Source organism: Planotetraspora thailandica, assembly GCF_016863335.1.
Lineage (GTDB): Bacteria > Actinomycetota > Actinomycetes > Streptosporangiales > Streptosporangiaceae > Planotetraspora > Planotetraspora thailandica.
Window position 1 is genome coordinate 51,798 of record NZ_BOOR01000033.1, and the last position, 16,013, is coordinate 67,810.

Sequence of the window (16,013 nt, forward strand, 5' to 3'; positions counted from 1 at the left end):
GGTACTTGTCATGACTGATCGCGTCGAGTCTGAAATGGCGGAGGCTGAAGACGGAAGTCCTGCCAGGAAGGTCGGCGCTACCGAGCTGCTCAACCGCCGGGAGGCGGCATGGTCCAGACGGCTGCGTGGCTCCTCCCTGGTCGCTGAGGTCGACATCAAGGACGGGCACAGCGAGCAGGTCGCCTCGGTCCTCGGCAGGGTCTACGCGAAGTGGCTCGCCAGCGGGCGTAAGCCGCACACCTTCTTCACGCGATGGCCTGCCTGCGTGGCCGTGGCCATGACGGCCGTCGCCGCCCGCCATTACCGGCGCGGGGAGTTCTGGCGAGATCTCTGGACCGCCGTCGGATACCGGGGGCTGCCTGAGGAACAGTCCACCTGGGGTAAGGGCTTCGCCAACGCGGTCGACGCCCTTGGCATGCCGACGTTCCAGGGCATGCCGATGCCGTACGTCGGCCCGATCCTCATGCACACGGGCATTCCCACGTACTGCCTGGAGGACTATTTCCGCCTCATCGCCCATCGCAGAGCGAGCGACCGGGGGCTCGACGCCGAGGCGTTCCTTGCCTGGGCAACGGCGCCCGGGACTGAACACCGGCTCGACAACCTCGATGTGCCGGCCCGCAGGTTCCTGCAGCACGGCACGGAGTTCGCGTTGGACTTCGTGGAGCGCACCTTCGACCTGCTCGACCGGCTCAGGGATCCGGCTCCGGACCTCGATGGCGTTGCGCTGCCACCCCGGGTGCTGGCCCGCGCCCAGGAACTGGCGGCCGAGCGACAGCTCGACCTCAGCGTTCCGAGCTCATCGGGGGAGAGCCGCACCAGGGCGGAACGGCCCCGGATCGCGCTCGATCCGTTCGGTCGTGGCGTCGAGGTAATCCTGCCTGCGGTCGGTGACACCCCTGACGGTCTGGCGACATGGACCGTGACAGCCGACGGCGTCACCAGCACCGTGCGCAGCCGTGCCCAGTGGGTGGGGGTGGCCGAGGCCGCGCCCGCCACGAACTTCAGCCTGCTCAAGCCGGTGCGGACCGTTGTCGTCGCGCTGGCGGGCTGGCAGCACCAAACCGAGCTGCAGGTGATTGACCCGGCTGCGCCCATGCTGGTGTTCGCTGAGGATGGCAGACGGCTTCCCGCGACGATGCCACTGCCGCCGGACGTGGTCTGGGTCGTCTATCCCGGCGAGCACGAGCTCACAACGGACGGCCCGCTTGCCGTGACCATCGAGGGACAGTTGCCGCTGGGCTGGACAGGCTGGCGGCTGCGGCAAGTTTCATTGGAAGGCGTCCGGTCGCTCGGGCTGACCGAGCTTCCCGGCAGCCGCAGGCCCGTCCGCGGCTATACGCGTCCGCGGATCGTGACGGGTGATCCCGTCGCCGGTGTGACCACGCCGTACGGGAGTCCCGTCTACGCGCGGATGCCGGAGGTCTGGCTTCCAGGCCAGGAGGGAGCCGAGACGACCTGGCAGGTCGACGTCCGCCGGGTCGGAAGCGACGAGGCGGTCATGTCCGGCAGCCACACGATCAGCGGCCCCTTGTCGATCACCGAGATCGAAGACGCGTTCCCCAGCCGCCCGGTCTTGGGAGCCTTCGACATCGTGGTCCGCGGACCGCTGGGCCGCGGGGCAAAGCGGACGGTCTTCGTCGCGGAAGGGCTTGGCGCCCGATTCACTCCGCGGGTGCGCCTCTTCGGCGCGGCCGGGCTCGCCCAGGGGAAGGCGGAGCTCACCGCGGCAGTCGGGGCGCAGGCAGCGCCACGGGCCATCTCCTACGGCTCCGCTGAGCTGGCGGCGATCGCCGAGTACCGGACTGGTGAGCAGACGGAGCCGCTGGTCGTCACACCGCCTCGCGTCGAGGTCATGCATGAGCGAGAGGCCGAGCCGCCCATCTGGCGGGCTGGACCGCTGCGCATACCCGCCGACTCGTTCGCCGATGCACCGGGAGCCCTGCTCGTCCGCGTGCCCGAGACACGTTCCGCGCTGCCCTCGTTGCACGTCGTCGTCGGGGGCAATGTTGTACAGGACCTGCCGGCGAGCGGGCGGCCGCAGGAGGGGACGGCCCGGTTCGACCTCGTGAAGATCGCCGACACCGTTGCCGAACACAAGCAGGCCGACCTTCTCCTTGAGGTCGGCAGCGACGTCATCCGTGTTGGGAGCGTACGGCCGCGCCAGCTCGCATACGGGGCTGAACGCGAGGGAGATCACCTCCGGCTCATCAACCATGTGCCGGTGGACGGGCTCACGGCGGGCATCTATCCGACCACCGCGCCTTGGCGCGAGCCGATAGTCGAGCCGGTAGGTGCTGACGGGTCGGTCCCGTTACCTGTCGAGTTGCGCGATGCCGGGCCGCTGCTGGTGCTGTTGCAGGTGGACGACCCGTGGGTGCCCGTGGAGTGGCCACGCTGGCCCAAGCAGTACCTCATGGTGGGCGGAGACGGACACGTCATCTCCGATGACCCGGAGGAGACGGCGCTGTCGCGCTTCATCTCGGGAGAAGGCGACTTTCCCCACGAAGTCGACGGCCTGTGGCGTGTCTGGACGATGATCGACCTGGCTGAACGGTTGCGGCCCGCCTCCGATCTGCAGCGGTTCATCATGACCTGTTCGCGACCGATCCAGCGGCGTCCTTTCGACGCCCTGACCGCGCTGGTCGGGTTGGGCCTGAAGCCCGCGCGCACTCTGGCCTGCATCATCTCCTCGGGGTTGGCCGCGACAGCCGTACCGGACCTGGCGAACGCGGACGCGGCGAGGAGGATGTGGCCGGTCGTCCCGGCGGTCGCCGCGCTCGCGGGCGGTTTGCAGGACGAGGATTGTTTCGCCGCAGCCGAGCGGCAGTGTGGCGAGGCATTCAGGGAGATCGTGGTCGATGGCGTCGATTCGTTCGCCGGCGTGGGCCGCTTCGGGGCAGACGCCGACCGGCTGGTCCACATGACGCCTCAGCAGATTGAAGGCATTTGGCGCGCTGCCAACGTCGTCCCGCGGGCTCTTCTCGACGCCGATACCCGTGCGTCGGCGGCACGGCGGCTGTTCGACGCGCGCGGCGAGGAGGCCGCGCGAGAGGTCGGCAGCGTGGCCTTGTACGCCGTCAAGACCGCCGAGGCTGTGCTGCGCCGGCTCGAGCGGTTAGACCTCCTTCCGCAGCTTGACCAGCGCAGGAATCCGGACGGACGAGCAGGGTGGCGCAGCCTCCCTGCTGCGTCGATCGCCTTCGCGATGGTCGCCCGGCTTGCCGCCCGGGGCGACGCGCAGTGCCGTACGGCGGAGCAAACCTTCCGGGCCGACTGGACGCGACTGGCGGCCATCGCTCCCGATCTCGTGACCATTGATCTCGTGCTGGCCGAGCTGTTGGTCGGCCAGGCGGAGACGGAGATGCAGTGACCCATACTTTGGACGCGTTGTCCACCAGCGGGCTGATCGTCGAGAGCTACCGCCGTTACCTGCGCTCCCTGTTACCGGTCCGCGAGCCCCGCATCGCCGAGGCACTGGCCGCGGAGATCACCCGCAGCCCCATGCTCACCAAGGGGCCGCTGCTGGAGGCCACGCCGCCGTACGCGACGGGGGCGACCCCACGTCAACTCATCACGGAGGGTGTGCTCGACCCGGCGTTCGCAGCGCTGGGCGGGCCGGAGCAGCCGCTGGATCGGCCCCTGTACAGGCATCAGGAGCAGGCTCTGCGGAAGGCGACGCGCGGGCGGAACATCGTGGTCGCCACGGGTACCGGCTCCGGCAAGACCGAGAGCTTCTTGCTGCCGATCCTGAATTCCCTCCTCGCCGAGCATTCGCGCGGTGAGCTCGGCCCTGGCGTACGGGCTCTGCTCCTCTACCCGATGAACGCGCTGGCCAACGACCAGCTAAAGCGCCTCCGGCAGCTTCTCGCGCAGGTCCCGCAAATCACATTTGGCCGCTACACCGGCGACACGCCAGGAAGCGCCCGCGTAGCCGCGGAGACGTTCGAGGCGCTCAATCCGGGTGCGCAGCGGTTGCCGAACGAGTTGCTCAGTCGTGACGAGATGCGGGCCGCCCCACCCCACATCCTGCTGACGAACTACGCGATGCTCGAGTACCTGTTGCTCCGCCCGGCCGACCTGGATCTGTTCGAGGGGCGGAGCTGGCGGTTCATCGCGCTGGATGAGGCCCACGTCTACGATGGCGCCAAGGCCGCTGAACTCGCCATGCTGCTGCGCCGCCTGCACGATCGTGTCGCACCGGACGAGCCCCTGCAGTGCATCGCCACGAGTGCGACCGTGGGCGACAACCCCACGGCCGTCACCGACTTCGCCACCAAGCTGTTCGACGCGTCATTTGAGTGGGTTCCCGAGGACGTCTCTCGGCAGGACCTCGTGCGTGCCAGCCGGGTGCAGTTCCCGGTGGCGCCGTTTTGGGGGCCGCTGCCGGCCGAGCTTTACCGGCAGCTCGCCCAGGCGGAGGACCCCGGCTCGGAGATCTTGGTGCTGGCCAAGGAACGCGGCTTCGTCGGCGACGACCCTGGCGTCGTCCTCGCCCACGAGCAGGGTATGGCCGACTTGCGTGAGCGTCTCGCCGCAGGCCCTCAGATGTTCGGAGAGCTGGCGCACCTGGTGTTCGACCCCGCGGACCGGCCGGAGGAGTCGCTCGCAGCCGTGGTCGCCGTCGGCAGCAAGGTGCGTGACCACTCGGGCTCGCCGGTTCTGTCGGCCCGATATCACCTTTTCGCGCGGGCGACCGAGGGCGCCTTCACCTGCCTCACCGGCAGCGGCCCGCACGTGTCGCTGGGCCGCCGCGAGATCTGCGGCACCTGCCACGGCGCTGTGTTCGAGTTCGGCGCCTGCAAACGCTGCGGCGCCGTCCACCTGGTCGGGGCGGTACGGCACGCCGACGGTGGTTATGTCTTCGCGCCGAGGGTCAGACAGGACGAGCAGCGAGTATGGCTGCTTCTGGGTGACGCCCCGGTGGTCGCCGACGAGGATGACGAGGACATCGAAGGCACGCCCGAGATCAGGGCCGACATGGCCTATCTGTGCCCCACCTGTGGCGCACTGCACGCTGGGTCCCAGCATCCGCTGGGCTGCTGGCGGCAAGATTGTTCTGAGACCTCGCTCTGGCCGGTCCGCAGAATCAGCACACGCCACGACTCGCCACAGGGTTGCGGCGTCTGCGGCGCGCGAGGTGCAGGCTCGGTCAGGCTCTTCGAGAGCGGCAGTGACGCGGCGGTAGCCGTATTGGCAACCGCCCTCTATCAAGCGCTGCCGCCGGCCAGCAAGGACGAGATCGCCGATCAACCTGGAGAGGGCCGCAAGCTGCTGTCCTTCAGCGACAGCAGGCAGGCCGCAGCGTTTTTCGCCCCATACTTCGAGTCGAGCTACGCGAGCATCCAGCATCGGCGGCTCATCCTGGAAGGATTGCAGGCGGCAAACCGCGACGGCGAGGCGGTCAGCGTGGCGGACCTGACGTTCCACGTCGCCAAGGCCGCCGCCCGTGTACACGTCTTCGAGCGGCGGATGACGCGCCAGCAGCGCGAACGCGAGGTCGCACTGTGGATCATGCAGGAACTCGTCGCCATGGACGATCGCCAGTCCATGGAAGGGCTGGGCCTGATCCGTGTTGACCTGGACCGCGAGTCCCGGTGGCCGGCCCCGGCAGGGTTGAAAGCCCTCGGGCTGTCCGACGACGAATGCTGGGGACTGCTGTCGGAACTGCTTCGCACACTGCGCCAGTCCGGGGTGCTCCACATGCCCGATGAGGTCGATCCGCGAGATGAGGCATTCGCCCCGCGGCTCGGGCCACTCTACGTTCGCGAGGATGGATCGGAGCCGACCAGGAAGGTGCTCAGCTGGTTGCCCACACGCGGTGTCAACCGGCGCCTGGACTATGTCCAGCGGGTGCTCGCAGCGCTTGGGTCCGGGGCCGACCCGGACGACGTGCTCCGTGGCTGCTGGAAGCTGATCATCGGGCAACGTGACGGGTGGCTTGCGACCGAGACTGTCCGCGGTCTGGGGACTGTCCGGCAGGTGGACCACACGTGGCTGAAGCTCTCGCCCGTCGATAGTCCCGTGTACCGGTGCGGAGTGTGCCGCCGTGTCGCGGCCGTTTCCGTCCGTGGAGTCTGCCCGACGATGAGATGCACGGGCACGCTCGAACCCTTCCCCGTTCCGGTCGCCGGTGAGGACGACAATCACTACAGATCCGTCTATCGGTCGCTGACGCCGGTGCCCCTGGTCGCCCGCGAGCACACGGCCCAGTGGACCAGCCTCGAAGCTGCGGACATCCAGCAGAAGTTCCTGCGGGGCGAGGTCAACATGCTGTCCTGCTCCACCACGTTCGAGCTCGGCGTCGACGTGGGCGAGCTGCAGTCGGTGGTGCTGCGCAACATGCCGCCGACGACGGCCAACTACGTGCAGCGGGCCGGGCGGGCGGGCAGGCGTACCGACTCGGCGGCTCTTGTGGTCACTTACGCGCAGCGACGCTCCCATGACCTGTCCCGGTTCCAGGACCCCGTGTCGATGATCGCGGGCGAGGTGCGGGCGCCGTACGTGCCGCTCGGAAATGAGCGCATCGATCGGCGACACGCTCACTCGATCGCGATCTCCGCGTTCTTCCGTGACGCCAGGCAGACGACGGGGGAGACATGGAGCACTGCGGGGGATTTCTTCCTTCCCGGAGGAAAAGGCGCACCTGCGTCGCGCGTTCGATCGTTTCTTACACCAGTTCCGCGCGAAGTCCTCCAATCTCTGATGCGGGTGCTTCCACCCGAGGTCCAGCGCGAAATTGGCGTCAACACCGGCGAATGGGTGGACGAACTGGCCCGGCTGCTGGACGAGGTCGGGCGGCAGCTCACCCTTGATGTGGAGATCTTCGAAGAGCGTCGCCGCAAGGCGTACGAGGAGCGCAAGGACCACCTTGTGGCCCGATACGCGAAGACGATCAACACGCTCACCCAGCGAGATCTGCTCGGCTACCTCGCCAACCGGAACGTGCTGCCCAAGTACGGGTTCCCGGTGGACACGGTTGAGCTACGGACCAGTTATTCAGGCGAGCCCGTCGGTGCCAAGCTGGAGCTCACCCGGGACCTGTCGGCCGCGATCTACGAGTATGCGCCGGGGGCCGAGGTCGTCGCCGGTGGCCTTCTCTGGCGATCCGGTGGCGTGTACCGACTGCCGGACCGGGAGCTTGTCGGCAAGTTCTACGCGATCTGCGAGCACTGCCAGCACTACCGGGAAAGCGACGACGAGCTCGACCCCATTTGTCCTCTGTGTTCGACGGCCGCAAGAAGCGCGCCCCGGCAGTACTACGTGCCGGAGTTCGGGTTCGTCGCTGAGGCGAAGGCGTCCAAGACCACGACCACGCCGCCCAGGCGCAGTTGGAACGGGGCCACGCATGTTTTGTCGCTGGCCGCGGAAGAGATCGAGGACTTCACCTGGAGGACCGCGAACGGTGGGATCCTGCACGGACGTGCCGGATCACGTGGCCGACTGATCGCCGTCTCGGAGGGCACCACGGGTGCCGGCTACCTGATCTGCGACTGGTGCGGCGCCGGAGTTCCCCTGGGAACGAAGACTGGGAAGACCCACACCCACCTGCTGCGCGGCACGGAGTGCACCGGCCCCCTTCAGCTGCGGTCGCTCGCACATCCCTACGAGACCGACATTCTGGACCTGAGCTTCGACCATCTCGCGATGCCGCCGTCCGCCAGCCCTGTGCACTGGCGTTCTGCCCTGTATGCGCTGCTCGAAGGCGCCGCCGAGTGCTTGGAGCTTTCCCGGGACGATATCGACGGAGCACTTTTCGCCCGGCCGGGCAGACGGCTGGGCATCGTCATGTTCGACGCCGTACCGGGAGGTGCGGGAAGCGTCTTGCGGATAGCACGCAGGCTTGAGGACGTGGCCGAGGCTGCCCTGCAGCGTGTGTCCGACTGCGACTGTGGCGAGGAAACCTCCTGCTACGGCTGCTTGCGGAGCTTCCGGAATCAGCGCTACCACGAGGAACTCAGCCGAGGTGCAGCGATTGACGTCCTGCATCCTCTATTGCAAGGGGAGGGCCTTATCGGCGCAGCGATGTGATGCTCGCCGAGGTCCCTTTGTCGGGCGCTTGTGTGGGTGTGCCGGGCTTGCTCGGGAGTGGCAACTTACGGGGGATCGGATCTCCGAGATCTCGCAGGGTCAGCAGATGGGTAAACTGGCTAGTCAATCGGCGATGGGGACGTAGGCGATCGGTCCGCCGGACGTAGACTTCAGGCGCTTGCCGAGGAACTGATCGGCGATCCGAAGATCGGCATCTGAGCCGATCATGACCATATTGGTGGCCATGTCCAGGTCGCTGATGTAGCCGGCAAGTCTCGCGTCGAAACGGTGACGCACCAGGCCGTCGTCGGTCAGTTTCGTTTCCCAGCTGTTCAGCCCCGTCAAGACAGCGACGACGAACCCGCCGAGCGTCACCGGGAGAATGCCGGCGCGAGCGATCTTTTCCGGCTTCCCGACCCACCAGCCACGGAGCGCCTCCAACAGTTCGCCGGGTGTCAGGTCGGCGTGGAAGCCAATGAATCGGCGGTCATTGTCCGGAACGGGCGTTGCCACGCTGACGCGCAACACCGCCACCGAAGTACCGTCGATCGTCGTGGGGAGCGCGCGATGAAGCGGCACGGTTGTACGAGCCCTGATCCGCTCGGCTACGTCGGCAGGGATGCTGGGCTTGTCGCCGTTCGATGTGGCCGCTGAGATGAGACCTGCAGAGACGATCTTCTGGAGAGCGGCAAATGTGATGTCAGAGCGGATGGCCGCCTGCCGCAGAGTAAGGAAGGTCATGGGCGCTCCTGACGTCCTCGGTCTAGCTTCGGGAGGGCCATCGGCTGTGGCCCCGTCTCCGTTGATCTTAGGCAGACCGTGGCTCGCTGGCAGGGGTGCCAAACGGCTGGGTGACAGGGCTGTGTCGACGCGCCCGCACGGGCGGAACGCGTCAAGCCAAACACGTCACGACCTCCATCCGTTCTCCGAAGCATGAGTTTCAGCCACTCTGCAAACGGGGGTACGAGCCAGACATACGTGCGGGTTGAGGTCATGACTCACTTGAGCCTCGTGGAGTGGGCCGATTGAGCGGTGAACGCGACTTCCGAAGCTACTGATGTGAACCGCGTTCACGTGCTATCGTCACTGTGTCGCACGTTCTCCCCAGATGGCATCTTGGGGCGGCTCCACTTCAAACCGCGAGACAGGGATGGTAGTCGTGCGCATCAGCCGAGTCCTCATCCGCAACTTTCGAAACTTCGCACGCCTTGAGATTCCCGCTTTCCCTCAGAATGTCGTCCTCGTCGGCGAGAACGGCATCGGGAAGTCCAACTTCCTCCATGCCCTTCGCCTTGTGCTCGATCCCGATCTGCCAGACAGCGCACGAAAGCTTCGTAAGGAGGACATCTGTGACTACGGCGACGGGACCGTCGCTGACGGCGTGGAGGTGCGGGTCGAAGTCGACCTGACCGACTTCGCGGACGACCCAGAAACGCGGGCCGCTTTGGACGGATGCATCGTTGGCATCGCCCCATTGACTGCGCGCATCACTTACGTCTGGCGCCCGCTCATGATCGGTAGTAGCTCTCAACTGACCGAAAGGGACTACGACTTCGACATTGTTGGGGGACCTGACGACGAGGGCGGCGCAAAGCGCATTCGCCGCGGCGTTTCGGTGTCCGTCCTCCCACCTCTCCGTGATGCCGTCGCCGAGCTCTCTCGGCGCGGTTCGCCGCTCCAGGCTCTCCTGGATGCCAGGCCGCCACACGATGAAGTGCTCAGCACCGTTGCCGGAACGATTGAGACGGCGATGAACATCCTCGCAGAGGACGGAAACGTCACCGCGGTAGGCGCGAACATCGCCACCCGCGTCGCGGATATGGCTGGTCCTCAGCTCTCCATCAGTCCTTCTCTCGGATTTGCCTCTAGCGATCCGGCTCGGCTGCTCCGATCCATTCGACTCTTTGTGGACGCCGACCGCACCCGCAGCGTCGGAGAGACCTCGACCGGAAACGCCAACGTTCTCTACCTCGGCCTGCTGCTGGAGCGCTTGGCCTCACGGCGCGCCCAGATGGACGATCACCTGCTGCACGCCATCCTCGGTGTCGAAGAGCCCGAGGCGCATATCCACCCCGTGCTGCAGCGCCAGCTATTCCGCTACTTGCTCGGCATGGAATCCGCGCTCGTGGTGACTACGCACAGTCCTCACATCGCCGCAGTAACCTCGCTGCACTCCCTGATTCTGCTTCGAGCCGACACTGAAGGCGGAACGGTCGCAGCGACGGCCACCGCGATCAACATCACGGACAAAGAACGCGTGGATCTGGAGCGCTACCTGACCGTGAGCCGCGCGGAGCTCCTGTTTTGTAAAGGAGCGATCCTCGTGGAGGGTCCGTCCGAGGTCTACCTGCTCCCCGCACTCGCCCGTGCCTTCGAATTCGATCTGGATGCGCATGGGGTGATCGTCGCCAACATCGAAGGCGTCAATTTCGGTCCGTACAGAAAGCTGCTCGGGCCTGATGCGTTGAACGTCCCACATGTGATCACTACAGACGGTGATCCGTATACCAAAGACAAGTACACCCTCTCTGGCTTAACCAGAGCCATAAAGCTGCTCCCTGACGGTGACAACCGTGACCAGCTGTGCAAGTTGCTCAAATCCCTCATCGAGGAGGGGGCGGCTGCTGACCCGGCCGAGCTTCGCAAGGAAGTCGCTCGTGCCGATGTATTCGTGGGCCACGTAACCCTCGAGGTAGACATCGTTCCCCTCCTCGGCGAACAGATGTGCGCGGCGCACCGGGAGTTGGAAGATTCGGACAAGCTCGTCGCGAATTTCGACAACGCCATCGAGGCCATTGCGGCCGGCAGAGGCGTACCCGACGATCACCAGCATGTGCTCCGTCGGATCAATCACGTTAGCAAGGGGCGATTCGCGCAGCGACTGGCCGCCCATGTCGAGCAGGCCTCCATTGTCAGGGGCCAGGCATCGAAGGACGCTTTGTACTGGATGGATCAAGGGCCATATGGCTACCTGCTGGCCGCGCTGGACAGCATTTCCCGGCAGGTGCGCGGCCGCGGACTGAGGCCCGACGATGTTGCAATCGGTGTTGAGCAGGAGGCGGGGCGCGGGTGAACGCTGCATCCGCCGCTCTCGCTGCCGAGCTCGCGGCGCTCAACGACGAGCAGCGTGAGGCGGCTCAGCATCTCGGCAATCTGGCCGTATTGGCCGGGCCCGGGTCCGGAAAGACTCGTACACTCGTCACCAAGATCGGGTACCTGTTGGCGGCACGGCAGATTTCGCCATGGCGGAGCATCGCAGCCATTGCGTACGCACGCTCCGCAGCGAGAGAAGTCACGATGAGGCTTCGGTCGCTTGGCATCACGCCCGGACGACAACTCGTTTCGAGTACCTTGCACAGTTGGTGCCTCGGAAGCATTCTGCGCCCGTACGGCCCGCTTGTCGGCGTTCCGGTGCCAGGACCCGGTTCCATCATTGATGAGAAGTCGACCGAGTGGGCCTCACTGTTCGAGTCTTGCCAGGACGACCTCGGTATCCGGCCCGATAAGGCGGAGATAGTCAGGGCTCGACGAGTTCGCGCGGCCGGCGAGGAAGACGAGGAGGTCACCCACCTCTTCGAGTTCGCGCGGTTGTTCGACCAGCGTCTGCTATCTGCCGGACTGTTTGATTACGACCTCATGGTTTCCCAGTCGCTACGCATTGTGCGGGAGAACGCCAGCGTCTCCAAGATGATCGGCGCAAGGTTCCCCTGGATGATCGTGGACGAGTATCAGGATCTCGGTCCTGTCCTTCATGCCCTGGTCCTTCACCTGAATGAACAGGAGAATGTGCAGATCGCGGCCTTCGGGGACCCGGACCAGACGGTGATGGCATTCGCGGGGGCACACCCCCCGCTACCTCTGGGAACTGGCCGCTCGGCAGGACTTTCACGAGGTCTTTCTCGACATTAATTATCGCTGCGGTCAAGCGATCATCGCTGCCAGCCAGATGGCCCTTGACGAGCCGCGCAGCCACCGTCCAGATCCACTTCGGGACGACGCTGGGCTCGTAGAGCCAGTCGCCATCGCCGGAGGACTTGCAGACCATGCGCATTCGGCAGTTCAAAAGATCTCGGCGCTTTCCGCTGCCGGGCATTCGCTGCACCGAATTGCGGTGCTCTACCCGAGTCGTTGGCCACTACTGGACCACCTAACAGATGCCTTGGACACCGCTAACGTCCCTTATGTTCTTGAGGCGGACGAGCGGCTACCGAAAGGTGATCTGGCAGATTTCGTGCGCGACTGCGCGGCACGGGCCGTCATCGGCCCTCAACCTGCCCAGTTACAGGATGACCGCCGTCTAACCAATGTGAATACGCTTATCGAGCTGGCGTACACCTACAATCGTCTGCGTCGTTCCAGCCGGCTTCCCGAACTTCCCGTTCACCTTGCGGGAGGACGTCTTGACAGTGTCCTCAGATCAAGTCACGGCGAAGATCCGCTAGCGCCTTGGGTCGCCACGTTGGCCGAAGCACTCGAGCTGACGGAGATTGGTGCTCGCAGCCCCGTTCAGCGCGATCAATCGGCGCTTCAGGGCATTCGTGACGCAGCGTCAGGACGCGGTCTCACTCTGGGGGATGCTGCCGGTTCCGTACGACTCGGAAAAGTGACCTTGACGACTTACCACTCGGCAAAGGGTCGTGAGTGGGACTTCGTTCTTCTGCCCGGTCTGGTCGATGGCATTATGCCCTACCGAAAGTGGTCCTGGCCGCACAGGCGTCATCTCGAGCCCGCCCCAGACCAGCTTGCTCAGGCAAGGCGCGCCTTCTACGTTGCCCTGACACGCGCGAAATTCGCTGCGATCCTCTTCTACGGTCACTACTGGGAAAGTGGTAGAGGAGCAAAGAACGCCTACGGTGTATCCAGAATTGTGCGCGAAATGCTGGTCCGCCTCGGCGAGAATGTTGATCGCACATGACGGAATGACACGCAGCACTCGGGCACCGCCCGTCGGCGGTCACACGCTAGCCTACGACGACGAGGTCGAACTCGTTCAAGCGGCAGAACGTGGTCAGGTCAGGGCACGAGAAGGTAGCGTCACGCACATCGAGGTCTTTCGGATGGGCAGTGTGAAAACTTCCATCCTCGGAAGACCTCGGCCTCTACCCACGCCCCGACACGCCCACTCGCGTCACGCCCCGAACTACCCCTCAATTGGGAAGAGCCACGTAAGGAGCCGACCATGGATAACGAGATTCAGCTAATCAGTGACGGCGATGGCCTGGCGGTCATCGGGAATCCAACGGCGGTCGAACTCTTCCTCGTCTCTGAAGGACTGCCGTCGAAGGACCTCGGATTGCAAAGGCTCGGACCTCTCCTCCATGCCGGGGCTGGAGTCGCACAGGCAGGTTCTGAAATTGCCGCCAACTCAGGTCGCTGGGTGAAGCTGACCGAGGAGTCCGCGCAGCTTGTCAAGAAGTTCGGGCTGATGGAAAGCAAGACGCCAGGCGTCAGCCATGCGATGGTGGGGAAACCAGGCTCAATCAAGTCATGGCTCCAGATCGCGAAAGGACCCGGATCGCTTCTGACCAACCCGGCGCTTCTGGCTGGTGCCGCGGGGATCATGGCACAGCTTGCGATGCAGCAGACCATGGACGAGATCATCGACTATCTCGCCACGATCGATGAGAAGGTCGACGACGTGCTCCGCGCCCAGAAGGACGCTGTGTTGGCGGACATGATCGGAGTGGACCTCGTGATCGAGGAGGCCATGACCATCCGAGAGCAGGTGGGCCGGGTCTCCGAGGTCACGTGGTCGAAGGTGCAGGCCACGTCGGTGACGATTGCGCGAACCCAGGCGTACGCGTTGCGTCAACTCGACGCACTCACGGAGAAGGTGGAGCGCAAGACCAAGATCGGTGATCTCGCCAAGACGTCCAAGGAAGCCGAGTCCAAGGCTAAGGAGTGGCTCGCTGTTCTGGCTCGTTGCTTCCAACTGCAGGACGCGATCGCCGTGCTCGAACTCGACCGAGTGCTGGACGCGGCTCCGGATGAGCTGGACCGGCATCGCCTCGGGCTTCGGGCTGCCCGACAGAACCGGCTGGATCTCATCTCACGGAGCACCGAGCGTCTGATCGCCCGCATGAATGCAGCTGCTGGCACGGCCAACACGAAGGTGCTGTTGCACCCGACCGCGTCCCGGGATGTGGTGCATTCGAGCAATCAGGTCGAGATCACCGTCGTTGACTTCCACGGGCGGCTCGGGATCGAGAGCGGCCGACAGTCATTGGAGGCGAGACGATGGGTGGACGCGGCCGCGGAGGTGAGGGACAAGGTGCTCGAGACAGGAGCAGAGAGCGTCGATACCGCCTGGCGCCTCGGTAACGAGACCTTCGACCGGGCCAGATCGGCAGCGGGCAAACTCTCCAGCGGGATTGCCGAGCGAGCGCTCCGTCGGCGCGGGGACGACGAGGAAGGCTGAGAGAGTGGCGACCGTCAGCCACGTGGGCTCCCGTTGGGCTGGACCAGTGAGCCTCTCGGGCTCGATATACCTCGACAGGCTTCACTTGAGCCGTTCCGGCCTTGTCCGCGGCCACCTCGTCTGAGCTCTATGCGCTGACGGTGGGCTGGTCGCTGGCCGCTCACTGCTGGAGGCCGGCGGCTTCAGGCCCCACCTACACCCTCGATTGCGATGAGCCAGCGTTATACACGGAAGCGGGAACGTGTGCGGGCGAGCGCATCCAGGGCGGTGCCGTCGGCGTCAGGGAGGGTGTGGAGGTATTTCTCGGTGGTGGAGATGCTTCCGTGGGCGAGGCGTTCCTTCACCACCTGCAGATCAGCGCCGCCGGCCAGCAGCCAGGAGGCGTGGGCGTGGCGGATGGCGTATTCGATGGAGGCTGCCGCGAGTCCGCGCGACCACGACTGGATCTGCAGTCGGCCGGTCAGTCGTCCAGCGTGGCCAGGAGTTCTTCGACGCGCCGCGCGAACAGGTGGGTCCCCCGTTCGGTGGACAGCGTGCGGCACCTCTCGGCGACGGCCCTGACCTCGGCGACGGGTTCACCTCTCGTCAGCAGCAGTCGCGCCCGCAGCAGGAGGAGATAGCCCTCTCCGTAGCGCTGATCATAAAGATCGAGGCAGGCGTCGGCCCGATCGAGGGCCGTGGCGGCCTTGTCGAGCGCCCCGACGGCCAGCCACATCTCACAGAGGTGACCGTAGAACGTCGAGACACCCGATCGCGTCGGATCGAGGAGATACGTGGCGATGAGCCGCTCGGCCTCCGCTGTAGCGCCGGCCGGATCCCTGCCGGTCATGGCCCGCGCCCAGCACCAGACCAATCGCTGATAGGTGCCGAGGAACACGAAGGAGAACTCGGGGTCCGCCGCGATCCCCCGCTCCGCCGCGCGCAGGGCTCGATCCGGGTCGCCGATCAGTGCCTCCGCCCTCGCTGTGTGAGTGGCCCACACCGTGATCGTGAACGGGTCGTCGCCGACCGCCTCCAGCGTGTCGAGCAGCGATCGCGCACCGTCCGGGTCCCCATGCATCGCGGTCGCCTCCGCGAGCATTCCGATCATCAGCAGCTTCAGGTCGTACCAGACGGGATCCTCCTCGCGCCGGACGACGCGGGTCAGCAAGATCCGGCTCGCCTCGCTCAGGTGTCGGTAGGCCTCGCCCATGTATCCGTCGCTGAATCGCTGCAGTCCCCAGGCCTGCAGACCATACGCGCGCACGAGCGGCTCGGCGGACGCTTCACCCTGTTCCAGCAACCTGCGCGCCAGCGGCCTGCTGCGATCGTTCTCGAGACCTTGGGCGTATGCCGCCCAGCGGGAGTAAAGGAAGACGGTGGCGTCAAGTTCCCGGCCGAGGCTCCGGGCCAGGTACTCCGCGCGTTCCAGCAGATCCATCGCGGAGGTGCGGTACATCGAATGCATCCCCCCGACCGCGATCAGCTGGGACAGGGCGGACAACTCCACCTCCGGGAGGTTCGCCGTCCGCGCCACCCGGACGGCCGACTGCAGCTGTCGCTCGGCAGCCTCGAGTGCGGTCTT

At 65.6% G+C, this 16,013-nt stretch carries 9 protein-coding genes; 6 read left to right on the forward strand and 3 right to left on the reverse strand.

The features are described from left to right. Window positions 1-10: 10 nt before the first annotated feature. Together Pth03_RS22310 and Pth03_RS22315 are read left to right on the forward strand one after the other, a co-directional pair. Window positions 11-3,373: a hypothetical protein gene (locus Pth03_RS22310; RefSeq protein WP_203946299.1), complete on the forward strand. Its 3,363-nt coding sequence runs from the start codon at window positions 11-13 to the stop codon at window positions 3,371-3,373. Next, a complete protein-coding gene (locus tag Pth03_RS22315) occupies window positions 3,370-8,031 on the forward strand; it encodes a DEAD/DEAH box helicase family protein (RefSeq protein ID WP_203946300.1) in 4,662 nt (1,553 codons plus the stop codon). Before Pth03_RS22310 ends, Pth03_RS22315 begins: the two co-directional genes overlap by 4 nt. 123 nt (window positions 8,032-8,154) lie before the next feature. Here the strand turns inward: Pth03_RS22315 and Pth03_RS22320 are convergent, their stop codons facing one another. Further along, window positions 8,155-8,772, reverse strand: a complete 618-nt coding sequence (locus Pth03_RS22320) for a hypothetical protein (RefSeq protein WP_203946301.1) — start codon at window positions 8,770-8,772, stop codon at window positions 8,155-8,157. Window positions 8,773-9,190: 418 nt separating this feature from the next. Between Pth03_RS22320 and Pth03_RS22325 the strand changes: the two genes are divergently transcribed. The 4 genes from Pth03_RS22325 to Pth03_RS22340 all read left to right on the forward strand — a co-directional run bounded on the left by Pth03_RS22325 (window position 9,191) and on the right by Pth03_RS22340 (window position 14,449). Then, window positions 9,191-11,104, forward strand: a complete 1,914-nt coding sequence (locus Pth03_RS22325) for an ATP-dependent nuclease (protein ID WP_203946302.1) — start codon at window positions 9,191-9,193, stop codon at window positions 11,102-11,104. Next, window positions 11,101-11,940, forward strand: a complete 840-nt coding sequence (locus Pth03_RS22330) for a UvrD-helicase domain-containing protein (protein ID WP_203946303.1) — start codon at window positions 11,101-11,103, stop codon at window positions 11,938-11,940. Before Pth03_RS22325 ends, Pth03_RS22330 begins: the two co-directional genes overlap by 4 nt. A gap of 37 nt (window positions 11,941-11,977) precedes the next feature. Beyond that, window positions 11,978-12,946 (forward strand): 3'-5' exonuclease, encoded by a 969-nt coding sequence (locus Pth03_RS22335; RefSeq protein ID WP_203946304.1) that lies wholly within the window; start codon window positions 11,978-11,980, stop codon window positions 12,944-12,946. A gap of 264 nt (window positions 12,947-13,210) precedes the next feature. Further along, window positions 13,211-14,449, forward strand: a complete 1,239-nt coding sequence (locus Pth03_RS22340) for a hypothetical protein (protein WP_239119267.1) — start codon at window positions 13,211-13,213, stop codon at window positions 14,447-14,449. Window positions 14,450-14,670: 221 nt separating this feature from the next. On the opposite strand, the gene Pth03_RS42185 is transcribed toward Pth03_RS22340, so the two are convergent. Together Pth03_RS42185 and Pth03_RS22350 are read right to left on the reverse strand one after the other, a co-directional pair. Continuing rightward, window positions 14,671-14,991, reverse strand: a complete 321-nt coding sequence (locus Pth03_RS42185; protein ID WP_203946305.1) for a tyrosine-type recombinase/integrase — start codon at window positions 14,989-14,991, stop codon at window positions 14,671-14,673. After that, a partial coding sequence (locus Pth03_RS22350; RefSeq protein WP_203946306.1) for a hypothetical protein occupies window positions 14,910-16,013 on the reverse strand: 1,104 nt, incomplete at its 5' end. The genes Pth03_RS22350 and Pth03_RS42185, both read right to left, overlap by 82 nt.

What these genes read in the sequence shown, in the direction of transcription:
- Pth03_RS22310 (WP_203946299.1), top strand. Translation starts at nt 11, where the DNA reads ATGACTGATCGCGTCGAGTCTGAAATGGCGGAGGCTGAAGACGGAAGT.
- Pth03_RS22320 (WP_203946301.1), bottom strand. Translation starts at nt 8,772, where the DNA reads ATGACCTTCCTTACTCTGCGGCAGGCGGCCATCCGCTCTGACATCACA.
- Pth03_RS22335 (WP_203946304.1), top strand. Translation starts at nt 11,978, where the DNA reads ATGGCCCTTGACGAGCCGCGCAGCCACCGTCCAGATCCACTTCGGGAC.
- Pth03_RS22340 (WP_239119267.1), top strand. Translation starts at nt 13,211, where the DNA reads ATGGATAACGAGATTCAGCTAATCAGTGACGGCGATGGCCTGGCGGTC.